Origin of the sequence: Janthinobacterium pasteuri, from assembly GCF_051380775.1 — a bacterium.
GTDB lineage: Bacteria > Pseudomonadota > Gammaproteobacteria > Burkholderiales > Burkholderiaceae_D > Janthinobacterium.
On record NZ_JBNYXS010000002.1, the window covers coordinates 363,188 to 381,126 of the forward strand.

The following is a 17,939-nucleotide window of genomic DNA, read 5'->3' on the forward strand; positions in this document are numbered from 1 at the left end:
TTTTATTTTCGCTGCAGGTGGACGCTGGAGCAGATCAGCGGGCGACGATATGCAGCTTGCCGTCCTGGTGTAGCAGGCGCACGGGCAAGGCCAGCGGCAGGGCCGCAGCAAATTGCGCCGGCAACTTTGCGTCGAAGCTGCCGTTCAGGCGCAGGCCGGCCAGGGCCGGATCGTCGAGCACGAGGTTTGTATCGCCATAGCGCTGGAATTCGGCCAGCGCCTCGGCCAGGGTGGCGTCCTCGAAATCGAGGCGCCCGGCACGCCAGTTGCCAACCGCCTGGGCGCTGACCCTGGCCAGCGCTTGCACGCCCTGCGCAGTGACGCTGACCGTGTCGCCCGCCTGCAGCACTGCGGCATGCGCGCCGTTTTCGCTGTCGACGCGCACCGTACCTTGCGCCACGCTCACCTGTGTCGTGGCGCCCACGTGGCGCACTGAAAAATGCGTGCCCAGTACCGTCGCCGTAGCCGCGCCCGCCATGACCTGGAAGGGGCGCTCAGGATCGGCATGCACATGGAACATGGCCTGGCCGCGCAGCAGTCGCACGCTGCGACGGTCGCGGTACAGGGCCACGTCGATGGCGCTGCCACTATCGAGTTCGATGCGGCTGCCGTCGGGCAGGACTTGCGTGGCGAACTGGCCGCGCACCGTGCTGTAATCGTGCTGGAAGCCCGCTTGCTGCAGATGGCTGGCCAGCGGCCAGGCCAGCAGGGCGCACAGCAGCAGGCAGCCGCCGGCCAGCGTGCCGCGCGGCGGGAAGGTGGCTGCGAGACGCAGCTGGCGCAGCCGTTGCCGCAGCGATGACGGCGCACCCGCCGCACGGGCGGGCTGGCTGAAGGCCGCCACGCGCTGCGCCGGCAGGCTGGCCAGCAGCACATCTGTGCGGCCCAGCGCATCCCAGGCCAGCTGGTGGCGCGTATCGGCTGCCAGCCATTGCCGCAATGTCGCCAGTTCAGGCGCGGCCAGGCCCGCGTCGTGGCGCAGTCGCCATTGCGCCGCCAGGAAGTCGACGTCGTCGAGCGTCGTGTCTTGTGATGTCATGCGCTGTTTCATGCCAGGTCCCGTTCGGGCAAGCCTTTTTTACAGGCCAGCATGCCGTTGATGATGTGTTTTTCCACCATGTTGACGGAGATGCCCATGCGCGCGGCAATCTCGATCTGGCTCAGGCCATCGAACTTGTACAGCGCGAAGGCTTGGCGGCAGCGCGGCGGCAAGGCGTCGATGATGGCCAGCAGGCGCTCCATGATTTGCCGGTCGTGCATGCGCTGTTCCGGTTCATCGGCGCGCGGCGCGCGCAACAGCATGTGCTGTTCGTCGAGCGCGTCATGGGGCCGCCTCTGGCGCAAGCGCTGTTCGTCGATGGCGATGTTTTTCGCCGTGACGTACAGCAGGGCGCGCTGGCCGCTGTCCGGTGGCGTATCACCACGCAGGGCGTGCGCGCTGCCCTGCGGCTGGCGCGCCAGGATGCGGGCATAGGCTTCCTGCACTACGTCCTGCGCCTTGTCGCGGCATCCCGTGGAGCGCGAAATCAGGCGCAGCAATTGCTGGTAATAGCGTTCAAGCACCGCGCATGTCCCCGTCATCAAAGCGCGCCATGATAGCAAGCTCGTCAGATAATAACAAGAATCATTCTCATTTGTTGCTCCATCTATTGCGCCAACTGTCGTGCCATCGGATGCGCCCGATAACGCTGGATATTTTTGCGAATGCAGACAATAATCGGCAGCAGAGGGCGCTGCCGCGGATCTTATTGTTGTTACTACTATTGTTATTATCGATTTTATCGATGCTAACTAGGTATATTTTACGTTTTACATCGATCTTCATGCCATGCATAATCTGTTGTAACTGAAGCCAGACAATCAGCCGCATGCGTCGTTCGCCTGCAGCTGCTTGCGGTTTTGACATCCTCCACTTTCTATCAGGAATCTACAATGAAAAAACTGCTCGCTTTTATCGCCGCCGCCGGCTTCTCGCTGTCCGCCGTTGCCGCGCCTGAAGTCTATGTCATCGATGGCAGCCACACTTTCCCCCGTTTCGAGTACACCCACATGGGCTTCTCGACGCAGCAAAGCCGTTTCAACAACACCACCGGCAAGGTCACGCTGGACCGCGCCGCCAGGACGGGCGCCGTCGAAGTGCTGATCGACACCAAATCCGTCGATACCGGTTCGACCCTGTTCAACACGCACATCCAGGGCGATGGTTTTCTTGAAACCGACAAATTCCCGGTCGCCACCTACAAATCGACCAAGTTCAATTTCGACGGCGACAAGCTGGCCTCCGTCGACGGCAACCTGACCCTGAAAGGCGTGACCAAGCCTGTTACCCTGATCGTCACCTCGTTTGCTTGCGCGCCGCATCCGATGTTGAAAAAAGATGCTTGCGGCGCCAACGCCACGGCCAAGATCAAGCGCTCTGAATTCAACGCCGGCAAATATGCGCCGGCCGTCAGCGATGACGTGACCCTGACGTTCGCGATCGAAGCGATCAAGCAGTAATTCTTGGCGGCAGGATGACAGTGGCGGCGCACTTCGGTCCGCCGCCATTTCTTTGTCCTGGTAGTCACGGCGATCACGACAAGTGACGCACCTGCTGCTGCCCATTTCCCATTTCCCCATTCCCCATTTCTATTTTCCAATCACCACACTTTGCCCGTCTTGTAGCCCACCTCGGGCGAGATCAGATTTTTGAAGCGCCGGGCAAGCTGCTGCTGGCCAAGCCGAAGCAGGGCGGACCAGGCTGGTCCGTGCCAGACGTGTGGCGGAACGGGCACAACTGCAATACACTATTGTTTCGTCATCTAATATTGCTTGATTGATAAGTCAAGCGCCGCACGCAAGGGGAGCGCACCGTGGAAACCAGCCAGCCAGACCAACCGCGCCGGCCGCTCTGGCGGCGCCTGCTATGGCCAGTTACCCAGCTGGGCTCGGCCTTCAAATTGACGGGCACGCACCTGCTGCACCACGTGATCGGCGCCAGCCTGATCGCCGCGCTGATGCTGGCGCTGGAAGGTTTTCACGTGCTCGAATGGCTCGATGCGGCCATGCTGCGCGCCAGCGCGGCACAGGGGCAGCTGTTGAACCGGGGCAAGGATCCGGGCGCAGCTTACCGGCCCGGCATCATCGAAATCGACCAGCCCGCGTTCGAACAGGTCTTCGACGAGCGTGAACCGCTGGAGCGTTCACGCCTGGAGCAATTGATCGCCAGCGCCGCCGCGCGCGGCGGCAAGGTGCTGGCCATCGACCTGGACCTGGCGCCGGCCGTGTATGAGCAGCACAAGGCGGGCGAGCGCCCGCTGGACCGCCTGCTCGACCAGCTGGCCGCCGATGGCCGGCAACTGGTGCTGATCCTGCCCGAACAATCGGACCAGAATGCGAATCTGCCGTGGATACGTGCGCGCTGCGCGGCCGGCATCCACTTCGCCAGCCCGCAAATCCGCGAACGCATGGGCGCCGTCACGCGCATCGAGTTGAAAAGTCCCGTGCTGGCGGCCGTGGCCTTCGAACTGGCGCATGGCGCCGACGAGCAAGAGCAGAAGCAACCCATGCCGGCCGTCTTGTCCGAGCAAAAGGAAGTGTTGGCGCTGGCCGGCCGCGTGTGCCAGCTGGCCCGGCGCACGGGCAGTGAAAAGGAATTGGCGCGCTGGGCGTTCGAACCCGTCATCCGCGGCGACGCCAAGGCGGCGGCCGAACAGAACGCCGTCACCGCGCCGTTTCACCCGGCCGCCGTGGCGCCGCAATTCCTGAACCCCACGCGCACGCGCGTACAACTGATCGATGGCCAGGCCGGCGTGGCGGCGAATGCACTGCGCAAGAACGTCGTGTATATCGGCAGCACCTATGACGTGCGCGACCGCTATACGACGGCCGAAGGCGAGCAGGCCAGCCTGCACCTGCATGCGGCGGCCCACACCTCGCTGGGCATCGGTACGGCCGACGTCAATAAATATGCGGTGTTCGCGGCTGATATCGTCATCGGCGTGCTGCTGGGCTGCCTGTTCGGCGGCTTGTGGACCCTGTACGGCCGCGCCGAACTGGCCATCGACAAGCGCATGGAAGACCACGATTTCAGCCGCCTGCACCGCATGGGTACCCTGGCTGAATTCTATGGCATCCGCCTGATGCTGGTGCTGGTGTGGGCTTCGCCGTTTGCCATTGGCGTGCTGGCCATCTACCTGTCGCGCGGTTTGCTCGAGCAGGGCTGGTGGGTCAATCCCGGCCCCCTGATCGCCGGCATGTTCCTGCACGCGATGTCGCTGCGCGATGAAGCCCACCACCCGCACGAAGAAGTGCCGGGCCTGTCCGTATGGGCCCAGCTGCGCCGCACGCATCCGGGCATCGTGCTGGTGCAGGCGCCGCTGGCGGTGCTGCTGCTGGTGGTGGCGCTGGTGTAGGGCTGGAGGACGGGTTGCGCTGGGAGCCGATCAGCCGATCAGCTTCAACCCGGGCGGCAGCGCTTCGCCCAGCATGCGCTTGGTAATCGCTTCATCGAGCTGCGTCACTTCGCTGACCATCGCCTGCCACAGGGGCGGGGCGCCGACGCCTTTCAGGCGGGTCAGGATGGCGGCCCGTAGCTCATCGCCGATGTCGCGCGAGCGGTCGCCCGTCATGCGCGCCAGGTGGGCGGCGGCAAAGGCGGCCGGCTCGGTCTTTTTCCAGTCCAGCGCCAGCAGCACTTGCAGCCACCCGGACACGGTAGCGCTGTCGACCACTTCGTGCGCGCTGCCGTGGAAGGGCTGGCGCGCGCCGACCCTGGCCAGTGCCCACAGGGTGTTCGTGTCCGCCGCTTCGCCCTTTTTATCAGCCTTCTGCAGTCGCTTGATCAGCCAGGCGCCCACTTCGGCCTTGTAGGCGCCGGGGATGCGCTCCAGCGACGCGCCCAGGCGCAGCATGTCGTCGTCGCTGCCGTTGACCAGGGTGACGGGGCGGCTGCCGCGCTGGGCCGCATCGGCTTGCAGGTTGAAGGCGAAGTCGTCGAGCAGGCGCAGTTGCTGCTGCGTGCTCAAGCCGCCGGCGACTCTGCGCCACAAGGTCCACCATTCGGCGCACACCTGGTTATCCTTGTGATGCTGGACGCCCGTGTCGAACAGGGCCCACAGCTGTTCGATGCGCCACGGGTCGAGCGCATCGCCGTAGCCGGGACGCAAACAGTAGCCGGCCAGGTTCAGCCAGACACGCTCATGTTCGGCGGAGCGGCGCCGGCCACGCGCGCGATGTAGCAAGGCGTCGAACAACTGGCGCAGCAGCGGCGTCTCCCAGTTCTCGCGCCCGCCCAGCCCACGTTCCAGGTGATGGCGCAGCTGGCGCACTTCCTTGGTGTCGACCTTTTGCGCCTTGCCGCCGAAGATGCGCTCGATCTTCTCGATCGCTTCCTTCACGCGCGGCGACACGGTGGACGTTTCCGCATGCGTTTCCTCTTCGCCACGCAGCTGGAACTCCAGCAGCCAGCGCTGGCCGGCATCGGCTTCAGCCACGCAATGCACTTCCAGGGTGCCCACTTCCGTCATCACGGTGGCCAGTTGCACGGTGATGTCGCGCTTGTCGCTGGCATCCTGTTTAGCGTGCAGCACGCTGGCCAGCGGCGGCAGGCGCAGATACTCGCCGGCGTCCAGATCGACGATGTCGCCCAGCTTGGGCGGCGTGCCCGTTTCCGCAATCGAGGACGCCAGGTGAAAGCGCACGGGCCGGCCCAGGCGCAGGGCGAACAGGCGCTGCGTCAAGCGAATTTCTTCGCCGGAGGCGCTGCCACGGGGCAGGATACACACGGCGCGGTGCTCCTTGCCGGCTTCTCCCAGCACGAGGAAATAGCTGCGTGGCGAGCCGCCGCCGATGCGCGGCGCCTGGCCGCGCCGCGCCAGCGCGTAGGCGACGGCGCCACGCGCCACGGCCACGTCGGGATTATCGTTGTGCAGGATGGTGAGCGGGGCACCGCGCCAGTGGGCGAGCGTCTCGGCCAGGCGGCGCGCCAGCGCGTCGGCGCGGAACACGCCGCCATTCAGCAGTAGCGTATCCGGCAGTGCGCCTTGATGCTGCTGCAGGAAACTGGCAAGGTGGCGCGTGATGGCCGCGTCCTGCGCATACGGCAGGCCGAATTCGACGATGCCGGCGCGGCCTTTTTTCGCCGTCTCGCGCAGTTCCACCTTTGGGAAGAAGCCGTCGACCACCATGGCCGCCACTTCCTCGCGCGTGATATCGGCGGAACGGCTGGCGCCTATCAGGCGAGAGCCGGCGCCCAGCAGGGTCACGCTGGCCTTGTCGGGTGCGTCGCTGGAAAGCAGCAATTCCTTGGCGGCGCGGCAGCGCTCCATCAGCTGCGACAGCCGCGCGGCGGAGAGCTTCATGCCGCCTTCCACTCCGGCCGCCATGCGCGTTTCCACCAGGTGGGCCAGTGCCAGGTCCATATTGTCGCCACCGAGGATCAAATGATTGCCCACACTGCTGCGCGTGAGCTGCGGTGCGCCATCCTCATCGATGGCGACGTCGATCAGGCTGAAATCGGTGGTGCCGCCGCCCACGTCGCACACTAAAATGCGGCACGTATTGGCCAGGTCCTCGCGCAGGGTGGCGCGCCGACGCTGCAGGAAGTCATAAAAGGCGGCCTGCGGCTCTTCCACCAATCGTAGCGTGGGCAAGCCCGCCATGCGCGCCGCTTCCAGCGTCAGTGCGCGCGCACCCTCGTCGAACGAGGCGGGAATGGTCAGCACAAGTTCCTGGTTTTCGAGAGGAGAATCCGGAAAGCGGTGATTCCACGCGGCGCGCACATACGCGAGGTAGCTGGCGCTGGCCGCCACGGGCGACACCTTGGCCACGTCGGCGTCCGCGCCCCAGGGCAGGATGGGTGCCTGGCGGTCCACGTTTGCATGCGACAGCCAGCTCTTCGCGCTGGAAACGAGGCGGCCCGGCACTTGCGCGCCGAGCTGGCGCGCCAGGGCGCCCAGCACTGGCTGTTCCTCGCCCGCCGCTTCGACTTGTGGCCACGGCAGCTGCAAATCGCCCGCCGCCAGTTCGCCGGCAGCGCGGTGGTAGCGCAGCGAGGGTAGCAGGGGGCGCGCGCCCACTTCGCCGAGAGCGAGCAGCTGCTCGATGGGGAACAGCTGTATGCCCGCCTGTGCATCGGCCGCATTGGCATACGCCACCACCGTGTTGGTGGTGCCCAGGTCGATGCCGACCAGCCAGGCCGGCTGCACCGTCGCGCTGCGCATGCTTATTGCTGCGGCGTGCCGCGCACGTCGAATTCCACTTTCCAGCGCTCGGCGCCGTCAGGGGAGACGGCCAGCAGCTCCAGGGTGCCCGCTTCCGTGACGCGCGCGTGCAGCTTGACTTGCACCACTTCGCCAGCCGAGCGGCCTTCGGCGGACAGCGTCGCCTGGATTTCGCTCAGTTCCTGCAATTCATCGGGGCCCCAGAAGTCGAGCAAGTCGCCGATCTGGTCGTTGCGGCGCGTGGACGAGGCGAAGAAGCGGAAGTGCACCGGTTCGCCCACCACCAGGCCGAATTGCTGGCCTGGCAATTCCAGTTCGCTGCCTTCTTCCATGCCGAATGGCGCCACGCACAGTGCCTGGATCGGTGGTTCCATGCCGGGAATGGCGGGCATGGCCGACTCGATGGCCACGTAGAAGGCGCTGGCCGTGCCGCCGCGGATGCGCACGCCATGGCCGCGCCGCACGTAGCTGTAGTACGCGGCACCGCGCGCGACGGCCAGGTCCAGGTCGGCCCCGGCCAGCATGCGCGCCGGTTCCGCGCCTTCCAGGTACAGCCAGTCGTTGACGGTGGCCATGATGCGCTGCACCAGCAAGTCCGACTTGAAGACGCCGCCGTTGAACAGCACGGCCGTCGGGTGCAAGAAGCTGGCGCCTTCCGCCTGGCGGCCCGCAAAGCCATCCAGCTCGCTGGTCGCCGCCACTTGCCGGCCCAAAAACGCCGCCAGGTGGCGCGTGATGGCCGCGTCCTGCGCATACGGCAAGCCCAGTTGCGTCAGGCCGGCGCGCGTGCGCACGGCAGGGCGGCTCGATGCTTCCACTTGCGGGAAGAAGCCGTCGAGAATAAAGGTGGACACTTCCGCGCGCGTCAGTTCCGTGCGGATGGAGCCGCCGATCAGTTTCGAGCCGCGGCTCGGCACGACGATCGGTGCCACATCGAGGCCGCTGTCAGCCAGCAGGCTTTCCTTGGCGCTGCGGCAGCCATACGTGAGCGCGCGCATTTGCCAGGCGTCCAGCTGGGTGCCGTTGGCGGCCAGCTTGCGGGCCACCAGGTGGGCCAGCGCCAGGTCCATATTATCGCCACCGAGCAGGATGTGTTCACCGACAGCGACGCGGTGCGGTTCCAGCACGCCGTCGCGTTCCAGCACGGCGATCAGCGAAAAGTCGCTGGTGCCGCCGCCCACGTCGACCACTAAAATGATGTCGCCCGGCTTGACTTCCTTGCGCCAGCGTCCCTCGCTGGTCTGGATCCAGCTGTACAGGGCCGCTTGCGGCTCTTCCAGCAGGGTCAATGCGGTGTAGCCGGCTGCCTGCGCCGCTTCCATCGTCAGCTCGCGCGCGGCCGGATCGAACGACGCGGGAATCGTCACCGTGATTTCCTGCTGCGCGAACGGCGCTTCTGGGTGGGCGTTATCCCAGGCCTGGCGCAAATGCGTCAGGTAGCGCGTGGCCGCCGTGATCGGTGAAATGCGCGCCACTTCGGCTGGCGCGTCGTTCGGCAGGATCGCCGCGCGGCGGTCCACGCCCGGGTGGCACAGCCAGCTTTTCGCGCTCGAGACCAGGCGGATGGGCGTGGTGGCGCCGCGGCTGCGGGCCATTTCGCCGACGACGAACGGCGCCTCCGCTTCTTCGGTCACCCAGGGCAGGGCCAGGTCGCCCGCCGCCACTTCGTCAGCGTGCGGCAGGTAGACGAACGATGGCAGCAGCGGCAGTTCTTCGACGCTGCCCGGCGCCGACAGCTGCGGCACTTTCAGCACGCCGTGGCTGGACGTTTCGCCGTCGCTCTCGACCAGGTTCACATACGACAGGGCGCTGTGGGTGGTGCCCAGGTCGATGCCGATGGCGTAGCGCGGGCTTGGGTTGATCGCGTCGTTCACAGTTCCACCTCGGCCGGGGCCAGGATGGCGGCGTCGTGCTGCTCGCTCAGTTTCGGCAGGCGCACGCTGGAGGCGCGCCAGCCGCGGTGACTGAGGGTGCCCGTGAACGGCGCCGAACCGACGACGTTGCCCGTCAGGCGCACTTGCGCGGAATCAAAACCTTCCTGCAGGACGATGCGGCTGCCTTCGGCTTCCTGGCGCACGGCCTCGATGGTGAAGTATTCGCGCATGACCTTGGCGCAGCCTTCATGCACCACGCGGGCGGCCGCGCCGATGTCGGCGTCGGCATGGCTGCCCAGGTTTTCCTGGGTGAAGTCGATCAATCGCGCTTCGCGTTGCAGCAGGGCCAGCAATTGCAGGGCCGCGTCAGGCGTGGCTTCTTTCAAAATGATTGGGGCGGCGGCTGGCGGCGGCACAGGAGCCGGTGCCGAAGCAGGAGCCACCGGGGCAGCCTCGGGCAAGGACAGTTTTTCCACGCGGGCCGCATAGGCGGCGTCCGACAGGGTACTGAAGAAGGCGCCGAAAGCCAGCGGGATGCGGCGCCAGAACGATGGGTGGGACGATGGTGTGCTCATAGGAACTCGTTTCTCTGATCTGTAGGGGAGGCGTCGGCGGCGCGGAACCGCTTCGCAAGGTGTTGCATGCGCCGGCCCAGTGGCTTGTAGGGCACTCGGCCGGCTGGCGTTTGCCCGCATGATACCAGCTACCGGGCTGTCGCCAAAGTCGCCGGCCCCCGCGCAGCGAGCCTGAAGCGTGGATTTTCTTTCTTCCTGCGCAAGGAAACGCTCGATTTCGTGCCGCTTCGACTAAAATCGCGCATTATCTTTTCGCATTGCCTTTATGTTATGTCTACCGACTTTTCCCCCTATCTGGCCGGCAGCCTGTATATCGACAGCGACCATCCGGCCGTGCGCGCCAGGGCGCCCGAGGAGCGTGACTTGCCGGAAATCTGGCCGGAACCGTTGCCGCAGGTGGTCGCGTCCCTGACCTGCCATGCGACCGTACAGGACGTGGCAGCGCATCTGCCCGATGTCGAGATGCTTCCGTTGAGCAAATAATTCATAGAAAGAAACCATGAAAAGAATCTATATTGGTCTGATGGGCCTGATGCTGCTGGCCGGCTGCGGTGGCAAGGGTGAGAGCGCGGGCCAGTCGAGTGCCGCGCGTCTCGATGGCAAGGAAAAAGGCAGCGAGTTTCTTGCCTATGAACACAATGTCAGCGTCGATACGAACGAGGCGCAAGTGCGGCCCCTGTATGAAAAAGTGGTCGCCGCCTGCAAGGCTGATACGGACAATGGCTGTCTGCTGCTCGACTCGAGCATGGACGGCGGTCGTTACGTGCATGCGCGCATCAGCATGCGCGCCAAGCCGGCCGGCATCAAGAAGCTCGTCGCGCTGGTCGCGGCCGGAGGCGACGTCACCAGCCAGGGCACCAAGGTGGAAGACCTCGGTCGGCCTGTGCTCGACAGCAAGAAACGCCTGGAAATGCTCAAGCAATACCAGGTGCAATTGCAGGACCTGGAAAAACGCTCGGGCGCGAACGTCGATGCCCTGATCAAGGTGACCAAGGAGTTGGCCACCGTGCAAGTGGAACTGGAGCAGGCGACGGCGGCCAATGCGTTGTTAATGCAGCGTATAGACACGGACTTGCTGAACGTGGCCATCAGCGCCGAAGGCAAGCAATCGTTCTGGCGGCCTGTCAAGCGCGCGCTGGGCAATTTCACGGAAAACCTGTCGGAAGGCGTGGCCAACGCCATCACGGCCATGGCGTATATCCTGCCGTGGCTGATCGCTTTCGTGCTGCTGTTCCCGCTGGGACGCAAGGGCTGGCGCCGCTTGAGAGGCCTGCCACGCTAGTGCGAACAGTATGTCGATTTTGCCCGTGAACTGGCCGACGAATTCATCGTCCTGTCGCGCGGCAGTGCCGTCGCCAGCGGACTGGCTGCGCAGATGGATGGCGAGGAGGTGACGCGCCATTTTGCCGTGCAGGCTTACACCAGCTGCAGCCAGCCCAGCACGGCGCCGGCCGCCAGCAGCCACAATAAATGGATCTTCGTGCGCCAGATGATCAGGCCGGCCACGATGGACAGGCTCCACAGGGGCCAGTCCGTGCGGATGTCGTGGTTGGCGCCGCCCAGTATCATGCCGGTGGAAATCAAGAGGGCGACGACGACGGGCGCCATGCCTTGCTTGAAGGCGCGCACGGGGCGCAGGTCGCGGTTGCGGTAGCCCCACTGGGCTGCCACGTAGGTGAGGGTGGTGCTGGGCAGCATGATGCCCACCATGGTCACCAGCACGCCCAGATACGCGGCCGTGTAGCTGCCCGCATTCATGCCCACGTTCCAGCCCATCAGGGCGACGAACAGCACGTTGGGGCCGGGCGCGGCCTGGGCGATGGCAATCGACTCATTGAATTGCGCCTGCGTCAGCCAGCCGTGCTGCTCGACCAGGAAGCGGTGCATTTCGGAGGTGGTGGAAATGGCGCCGCCAATCGACATCAGCGACAGCATCAGGTAGTGGCCGAACAGGTTCAGCCAGTCGCCCGCGCTCAACACCAAGTGCAAAGGCGGCGTCATGAGGACAGTTTTCGGTAGGTCAGCAGGCAGCCGATGCCGCCCAGGCCCAGCAGGATGTAGAGCAGGGGCCAGCGCAAGATCGCCACCATCAGCACGCCCAGCACGGTGATGGACAAGGTCAGCCACAGGGGCAGCGGATGCTTGCCCAGCGCAGCCGCCAGTTTCACGCCCGTGGCGGCGATCATGCCGGCCGAGACGGCCGCCATGCCGCGCAGGGCACCGGCCATCTGCGGGTTGTCGCCAAAGTGCGTGTACAGCACGCCCAGCAGCAGCACGATGACGAGCGGCACGGCCAGCATGCCAGCCAGCGCCGTCAGCGCGCCGCGCAAGCCGAAATAGCGTCCGCCCACCATCAGCGACAGGTTGACGACATTCGGCCCGGGCATGATTTGCGCCACGGCCCAGTCTTCCAGGAATTGCTCTTGCGTCAGCCAGCGCTTGCGCTCGACCATTTCGCGCTGGATTACGGCCAGCACGCCGCCGAATCCCTGCAGTGCCAGCCAGGTAAACGAGAAGAACAGGTCGGCCAGCGAGGCCGGTTGCGGGCGGGGCAGGTCGGGCGGGAGAGCCGAAAGGGGGGATGAGGGCATGGCTGATTATCGCCGTGGCCGATTGCGCTTGTCTATCGCTTTCGGCTCCAGTTGTGCCTGCAAGAAAAAAACCGTGGCTCATGTTTCCCTGCCATTGACTTCGAGAGTTTATCAGCAATACTTTATCGTCAACATGACCGCTGTTCCTGTCCGTGCTGGCGCAGTTCGCACCGGTATGCCGTCTCCGTTCCTCCTTCCCCCTTCGCAGGAGTTGTTCATCATGCCTAATTCCACAGAAACGCTGCATATGCCCGTCAAAACCGTGATGCTGCATGTCCGGCTCGATCAGAAGATGTCCGATATCGTCAATCTGGGCGTTGCCGTGCAGGCTGCCTTCAGTACCTTGTGCGCATTGGAATACCTGAAGTCATACAATGTTGCCCCCGAATTGATCGAGCGCGTGCTGCTGCACCCGGAGCAACGCCGCCAGACCGTGCATTGAATGTCCGGACGGCAACTGTGTTGCCGGCAGCCGCATTCCGGCGTTGTCGGATTGATCATTAAGTCTCAGTTATGCACAAATGATGGGTTAGCGAAACTGACGAAATAATTTTCTTGTGACTATGTGTGACTTTTTAAGTGGTTGATTTTAATGGGTTTTATTTTTGCTGTTTGATTGAGCAGTTTATTGAAAGCCGCACGGGCTGTGGCTTTGAGAGCTGTCAATAGGCGCTTATCCACAAAGATATCCACAGTCCGTGTGGATATCTGAAAAAGCGCTTAACAATCCGCCACTTAGATAATAACGCCGGATCGGTGCAGCAAATGCAGCGTCGCGGCAGGCCAAAATGGGGCCTTGCACAAGCCTGTATGCCTATCCAGTGCTCTTGTTTTTATGACTAAAAGTAGCGGCGCTGGTTCAGGGAGTGTCGTTGGCCGGTACCGCTGGCGCGTCGCCGCAGTGGGTCAGGGCGGCGGCAAGCTCGGCGACTTGTTGCTGTGCTTCGCGCAAGGTGGCGTAGGTGCGCAGCGAGGCGATCACGGTGGTGAACAACTTGCGCGTGGTCAGGTCGGTCTTGCACCAGAAATCGTTGATGTCGTAGTCGATGATGATGCGGTGTTCCAGCGCCTGGCCAGGCTGGCCAGTGCGCAGGATGATGCGCACGGCACTGTTGTGCAACTCTTCACGGACCTGGCGCGCCACTTGCAGCCCTGCATCCTGGGTTTCCATGATGACATCGAGTAGCACCACGGCGATATCTTGTGTGCTGCGCAGCAAGGCGAGCGCCTCGGCGCCCGAATACGCGTGCAGAAAGCTCAGCCTGCGGCCCTGGAAACTGGCCTGGCTGAGGGCGAACTTGGTCACCACGTGCACATCGACATCATCATCGACAATCAGCACGCGCCATGGCGCTGCGTTGGCAGGCTCTGCCGCCGCGTCTGCCCGCTCGAGTGGCTCGTCGACCAGCCAGTCGGGTTCATCCGCCCCCTTGGCGGCGCTATCGCTATCCATATTCATGCATTTATCCACCGTTGATCGTGCTCGCTCACGCCACACTATGCCAGTCTGCGGGGTTTGTCAAAACAATGCTGTTCAGGCAAGACGGCCTGGAGCAGGATTGTTTATGCACAGAAAAATATATTTTCATGGTGGTCGAGTAACTTTGCATTAGCGCCAACGCATGATTCTAAGTCATTGATTTTATTGGGGTAAAAAAATGCCTGTGAAATCAGCAAATTGTTGAAACCCGCATCAATGCTGGTGTTGCGGCTTGTCAAGAGGGGCTTATCAACAACTTTATCCACAGTTGCTGTGGATATCTAAAAAAGCCGTGCAAAAACCGTGGCTTAGCAGCCGTTTGCGAGGCCGGCGAAGACGCCTTCACGCCGCAAGCCCAAGTCCGCCCAGCTGGCCAAAAGCATGCAGGAAGCGCTGCTTGGCTTCGGCCGGACCCATGGCTTCGATTATACCGGGCAAGGGGGCGATGTCGTCAAGGTAAGCCCAGCGTTCGGCCGAGTGCGGCATCAGGTCGCGCTTTTCCGTGGCCAGTGCGATCAGGTCGGCCCGCTTGATGGGAGCGTAATCGGAAAAATCCAGGCCATAGGTGGCGGCGATGATGGCGCTGACTTTGTCTTCCAGCACGGCAAATTCCGGCAACAGCACTTTCAGGGGTTTCACCATATCGCCCAGGTAGGCTTCTGCAGCGTCGTGCAGCAGGGCGGCCAGGCGCAGATGGGGCGGAACCAGCCCGGCGACGATCAGGCTGTGCTGGGCGACCGAGTAAAACACTTGCGTCTGTCCATTGAAGCGGCACTGATACGCGAGGCCGTGTGCAATGTCTTCAATGACTACCTTGTCGATATGCGGGCGCAAGGGATAAAAACGGTTGCCGGAATAAGTGGAAACGTAGTCGGTGGTAATCATTGCCTGTGCTCGGATAGTCAAGATGTTTCATCGTACACCCGATGGCACAAGCTTGCCCCGGCCGCCGCGCGTGTGGCGGCCTGCTGAGCCTATGCATTTTGGCAAATCCTTTCATTTTTTTCATATCATTCATTGTACTTTCTCAATACACTGTAGCAATCTTGTTTGTCTGAAACTTCACAGGGGCAGGGCAATGACGGCGATACCTTCGGCAAGACCTTCGTATATCTATCAGGGCGGTTCGGTGATGATGCACTCGCCGCTGCAATTGAAGCAGTCGGAAATGTACGGCTATTTCGTCAGGGGCGACCTGGCCAGGCTGCAGGCCACCGTGAATACCACCTTGAACCAGGTGGCGGGCCGCAAGATGACCCTGAAAGCGCTGTCGCCGTATGTGATGCTGACGTTTACGCGCGTCAACCATGCGGATTCAAGCAACCCCGTCGACCAGGCCAAGGGCTGGATCACGGAAGTCGACATCGTCACCTGGATCATGGTCGGCGAGATGGATGCGGCGGGCAAGCTCGCGCATATCTATTGGTACCCATGCCATATTTTTGTCGATGACGCGATGGCCCTGATCAACGGGCGCGAGCTGTTCGGCTATCCGAAATACCTGTGCGAATACGACATTCCCGCCGCCGGCAGCGAGCCGCTGCGCTGTGCCGTCGCTGCCAAGGGTTTCCAGCATTTTTCGCCGGAAACCAAACTGGCGCTGCACCCGCTGCTGGAAGTCAATGCCACCGTGCAGACGGGGCAGCACAAACCCGTCAACAGTTTCCTGGAACTCATCGAGCAAGCCTTCACGATTTTTCTGTCCATCCCCGATTTCTTTGACATGGATCAAGCCGGCTGGGCCGATATTTTGTCGCTGCTGCGCAAGCCCCGCATCGACCAGATTTTCCTCAAGCAATTCCCCGACAGCGCGGGCGTGAAAGCCGTGTACCAGGCCCTGGTGGCTGCGCCGGCCGAGATCAACCGCCTGCACAGCGCGCGCCTGCTGGGCTACGAATATGAATGCACCTTGCACGCCTTCGACAGCTTTCCGCTGGACCAGACCCTGGGCTTGCAGCTGGGGCCGCAGGCGGCGATATTGCCGTTCAATGTGAACTTCGATTTCACGGCCATGCCAGGCGAGGAATTGGTCGACAACTCGCAGATCGCACCGGAAAAGATCGCCATCCTGGGCGGTGGCGTGGCGGCCATGACGGCGGCATATTATCTGACGAGTCAGCCGGGCTGGCAAAACCAGCACGCGATCACCGTCTACCAGCTGGGCTGGCGCCTGGGCGGCAAGGGCGCCAGCGGGCGCAATGCACAGGTGGGCCAGCGCATCGAGGAACACGGCCTGCACATCTGGTTCGGTTTTTATGCGAACGCCTTCAGGATGATCAAGGAAGCCTACGCCAGCCTGGAGCGTCCACCGGGCGCCCCGCTGGCCACCTGGCGCGACGCTTTCAAGCAGCACGATTACGTGGCCCTGTCGGAAGACGTCAAGGGCCAGTGGCGCAACTGGTCCATCGTCTTCCCCACCTTGCCGGGCGAGCCGGGCGAGGGCGGCGAAGACATCACCCTGTGGCAGATGGCCATTGCCATGGTGGGCTGGATCGAGCAGTGGATACGCCAGATCCGCCAGGTGGCGGACGCCGACGCGCGCATCGTGCGCGCCAGTACATCGCAAGGCGAGGGCGTGTGGCCGGGCTGGTTGCGCCGCCTGGCCGACGAAGTGGTGGGACAGGCCGATGAACTGGGGCTGGACGTGGGCCTGTCCGTGAGCGCGCTGGCGGCGCTGGTGGCCGACCTGGCGCCGGACTCCACACGCCACGACCAGGCGCGCCACCAGCTGCTGGCCAGCACCCTGAACGGCATCCGGGCCTGGCTGCGCCTGCGCTACCGCGCCCTGATCGATGGCGACGATGAATTGCGCCGCCTGTTCACCTGCCTGGACCTGGGCATTACGGTGATGAAAGGCATGTTCGAGGATGGCGTATTCAAGAATGGCTTTGACGTCATCAACGACATCGATTTCCGCGCCTGGCTGAAAAAACATGGCGGCGACGAGCAGTTCAGCGTCAATTCGGCGCCCGTGCGGGGCTTTTACGACCTGGTGTTTGCCTACGAGTGCGGTGATTTCGCCAAGCCGAACATCGAGGCGGGTACCTTGCTGCGGGCCATGGCGCGCATCGGCCTGGCCTACAAGGGCGGCATCATGTTCAAGATGCAGGCCGGCATGGGCGACACCATCTTTACGCCCCTGTACGAAGTGCTGCGCAAGCGCGGCGTGGAATTCAAATTCTTCCAGCGCGTGGAAGAGCTGGTGCCGGGCGCGGGCGACATCGACAGCATCCGCATCACGCAGCAGGTGCAATTGAAGGACCCGGACGCCGGCTACGCGCCGCTGGTGGATGTCAAAGGCCTGGCATGCTGGCCCAGCGCGCCCGATTACGCGCAGATCGAGCCGGCCCAGGCGGCGCTGCTGCAAGAGCAGGAAATCAATCTGGAGTCGTACTGGAGCGACTGGCCGCAGAAGTATCAGCAGGCGTTCGGCCGCGCGCTGCCCGTCACGGTATTGCAGAAGGGCGTCGATTTCGACAAGGTGGTGTTCGGCATTTCCATCGGCTCGCTGCAGGCTTTATGTCCGCAATTGCTGGCGCAAAGCCCGGCCCTGCAACTGGCGGCCGAGAAGGTAAAAACCGTGGCCACGCAGGCTTACCAGGTATGGCTCAACAAAAACCTGGCGCAGATCGGCTGGACCACGCAGCCGAAAGGGCAACAGCCCGTGCTGTCGGCCTTCACGGAGCCGTACGACACCTGGGCGCCGATGGATCAATTATTGGCGCACGAAGACTGGCCGGCGGGACTGGAGCCGAAAAACGTCTCGTATTTTTGCAGCGCCTTCCCCGTCGATAGCTACCCGCCCGTCACCGACACGGGCTTTCCCGCCCGCTGCGCGGCCAAGGCGAAACAGGGCGCGCTGCACCAGCTGGAGCGCGAGATCGGCGCGCTGTGGCCCGAGGCGGGCGCGCCGGGCGCGTTTCCGTGGCAATGGCTGGTCGACGCCAAGGCTGGCACGGGGCCGGCGCGCTTCGACAGCCAGTACTGGCGCGCCAACGTCGACCCGTCCGAGCGCTACGTGATGTCGGTAGTGGGCAGCACGCAGTACCGGCTGGCCACCGACCAGTCGGGCTTTTCCAACCTGTTCCTGACGGGCGACTGGATCAGGACGGGCCTGAACGCGGGCTGCGTGGAAGCGGCCGTGATGGCGGGCATGCAAACGTCGCGCGCCATGACCGGTTATCCGGCCGTGATCCAGGGCGAAAAGGACTTCTAGC

The 17,939-nt window shown here is 63.5% G+C and carries 15 protein-coding genes and 1 pseudogene; 7 read left to right on the plus strand and 9 right to left on the minus strand.

All coding sequences use genetic code 11. The features are described 5' to 3' along the window. Positions 1-34: 34 nt before the first annotated feature. Together ACQ4WN_RS04105 and ACQ4WN_RS04110 are read right to left on the minus strand one after the other, a co-directional pair. Positions 35-1,039, minus strand: coding sequence for a FecR family protein (locus ACQ4WN_RS04105; RefSeq protein ID WP_436550373.1), 1,005 nt, complete (start codon positions 1,037-1,039; stop codon positions 35-37). Positions 1,040-1,047: 8 nt separating this feature from the next. After that, positions 1,048-1,581: an RNA polymerase sigma factor gene (locus tag ACQ4WN_RS04110; protein WP_436550374.1), complete on the minus strand. Its 534-nt coding sequence runs from the start codon at positions 1,579-1,581 to the stop codon at positions 1,048-1,050. A gap of 351 nt (positions 1,582-1,932) precedes the next feature. On the opposite strand from ACQ4WN_RS04110, the gene ACQ4WN_RS04115 reads away from it, so the two are divergent. Both ACQ4WN_RS04115 and ACQ4WN_RS04120 read left to right on the plus strand, forming a co-directional pair. After that, positions 1,933-2,499, plus strand: coding sequence for a YceI family protein (locus tag ACQ4WN_RS04115; RefSeq protein WP_436550375.1), 567 nt, complete (start codon positions 1,933-1,935; stop codon positions 2,497-2,499). 353 nt (positions 2,500-2,852) lie between these two features. Continuing rightward, complete coding sequence (locus tag ACQ4WN_RS04120) at positions 2,853-4,394, plus strand: CHASE2 domain-containing protein (protein WP_436550376.1); 1,542 nt, start codon at positions 2,853-2,855, stop codon at positions 4,392-4,394. A gap of 30 nt (positions 4,395-4,424) precedes the next feature. On the opposite strand, the gene ACQ4WN_RS04125 is transcribed toward ACQ4WN_RS04120, so the two are convergent. From ACQ4WN_RS04125 to ACQ4WN_RS04135, 3 genes are read right to left on the minus strand one after another with little or no spacing between them, the layout of a single operon-like run. Continuing rightward, positions 4,425-7,202 carry an Hsp70 family protein gene (locus tag ACQ4WN_RS04125; RefSeq protein ID WP_436550377.1) on the minus strand — a complete coding sequence of 926 codons (2,778 nt, stop codon included), beginning with the start codon at positions 7,200-7,202 and terminating at the stop codon, positions 4,425-4,427. A gap of 2 nt (positions 7,203-7,204) precedes the next feature. Further along, on the minus strand, positions 7,205-9,076 hold the full coding sequence (locus ACQ4WN_RS04130; RefSeq protein WP_436550378.1) for an Hsp70 family protein: 1,872 nt from the start codon (positions 9,074-9,076) through the stop codon (positions 7,205-7,207). Further along, entirely contained in the window at positions 9,073-9,651 is a 579-nt protein-coding gene (locus ACQ4WN_RS04135) for a DUF2760 domain-containing protein (protein ID WP_436550379.1), read from the minus strand. Before ACQ4WN_RS04135 ends, ACQ4WN_RS04130 begins: the two co-directional genes overlap by 4 nt. A 270-nt stretch (positions 9,652-9,921) precedes the next feature. Between ACQ4WN_RS04135 and ACQ4WN_RS04140 the strand changes: the two genes are divergently transcribed. From ACQ4WN_RS04140 to ACQ4WN_RS04150, 3 genes and pseudogenes are all read left to right on the plus strand, one after another. Next, positions 9,922-10,134 (plus strand): hypothetical protein, encoded by a 213-nt coding sequence (locus tag ACQ4WN_RS04140; RefSeq protein ID WP_436550380.1) that lies wholly within the window; start codon positions 9,922-9,924, stop codon positions 10,132-10,134. Positions 10,135-10,150: 16 nt separating this feature from the next. Next, the gene (locus ACQ4WN_RS04145) at positions 10,151-10,933 is read left to right on the plus strand and encodes a DUF4349 domain-containing protein (protein ID WP_436550381.1); all 783 of its coding nucleotides are present in this window, start codon (positions 10,151-10,153) and stop codon (positions 10,931-10,933) included. Continuing rightward, positions 10,934-11,062 (plus strand): annotated as a pseudogene (locus tag ACQ4WN_RS04150) (ABC transporter ATP-binding protein); the annotation flags it as partial. 5 nt (positions 11,063-11,067) lie between these two features. Here ACQ4WN_RS04150 and ACQ4WN_RS04155 read toward each other — a convergent pair. Together ACQ4WN_RS04155 and ACQ4WN_RS04160 are read right to left on the minus strand one after the other, a co-directional pair. Beyond that, positions 11,068-11,652 (minus strand): chromate transporter, encoded by a 585-nt coding sequence (locus tag ACQ4WN_RS04155; protein ID WP_436550382.1) that lies wholly within the window; start codon positions 11,650-11,652, stop codon positions 11,068-11,070. Beyond that, positions 11,649-12,242 carry a chromate transporter gene (locus ACQ4WN_RS04160; RefSeq protein WP_436550383.1) on the minus strand — a complete coding sequence of 198 codons (594 nt, stop codon included), beginning with the start codon at positions 12,240-12,242 and terminating at the stop codon, positions 11,649-11,651. The genes ACQ4WN_RS04155 and ACQ4WN_RS04160 overlap by 4 nt, the downstream gene beginning before the upstream one ends. Here ACQ4WN_RS04160 and ACQ4WN_RS04165 point away from each other — a divergent pair. Continuing rightward, entirely contained in the window at positions 12,241-12,684 is a 444-nt protein-coding gene (locus ACQ4WN_RS04165; protein ID WP_436550384.1) for a hypothetical protein, read from the plus strand. The genes ACQ4WN_RS04160 and ACQ4WN_RS04165 overlap by 2 nt on opposite strands. 417 nt (positions 12,685-13,101) lie before the next feature. Here ACQ4WN_RS04165 and ACQ4WN_RS04170 read toward each other — a convergent pair whose 3' ends face one another. Next, positions 13,102-13,701 carry a response regulator gene (locus ACQ4WN_RS04170; RefSeq protein ID WP_436550385.1) on the minus strand — a complete coding sequence of 200 codons (600 nt, stop codon included), beginning with the start codon at positions 13,699-13,701 and terminating at the stop codon, positions 13,102-13,104. A gap of 363 nt (positions 13,702-14,064) precedes the next feature. Then, on the minus strand, positions 14,065-14,628 hold the full coding sequence (locus ACQ4WN_RS04175; protein ID WP_436550386.1) for a phosphohydrolase: 564 nt from the start codon (positions 14,626-14,628) through the stop codon (positions 14,065-14,067). Between the two features lie 172 nt (positions 14,629-14,800). On the opposite strand from ACQ4WN_RS04175, the gene ACQ4WN_RS04180 reads away from it, so the two are divergent. Further along, complete coding sequence (locus ACQ4WN_RS04180) at positions 14,801-17,938, plus strand: NAD(P)-binding protein (protein ID WP_436550387.1); 3,138 nt, start codon at positions 14,801-14,803, stop codon at positions 17,936-17,938. Position 17,939 lies beyond the last annotated feature (1 nt).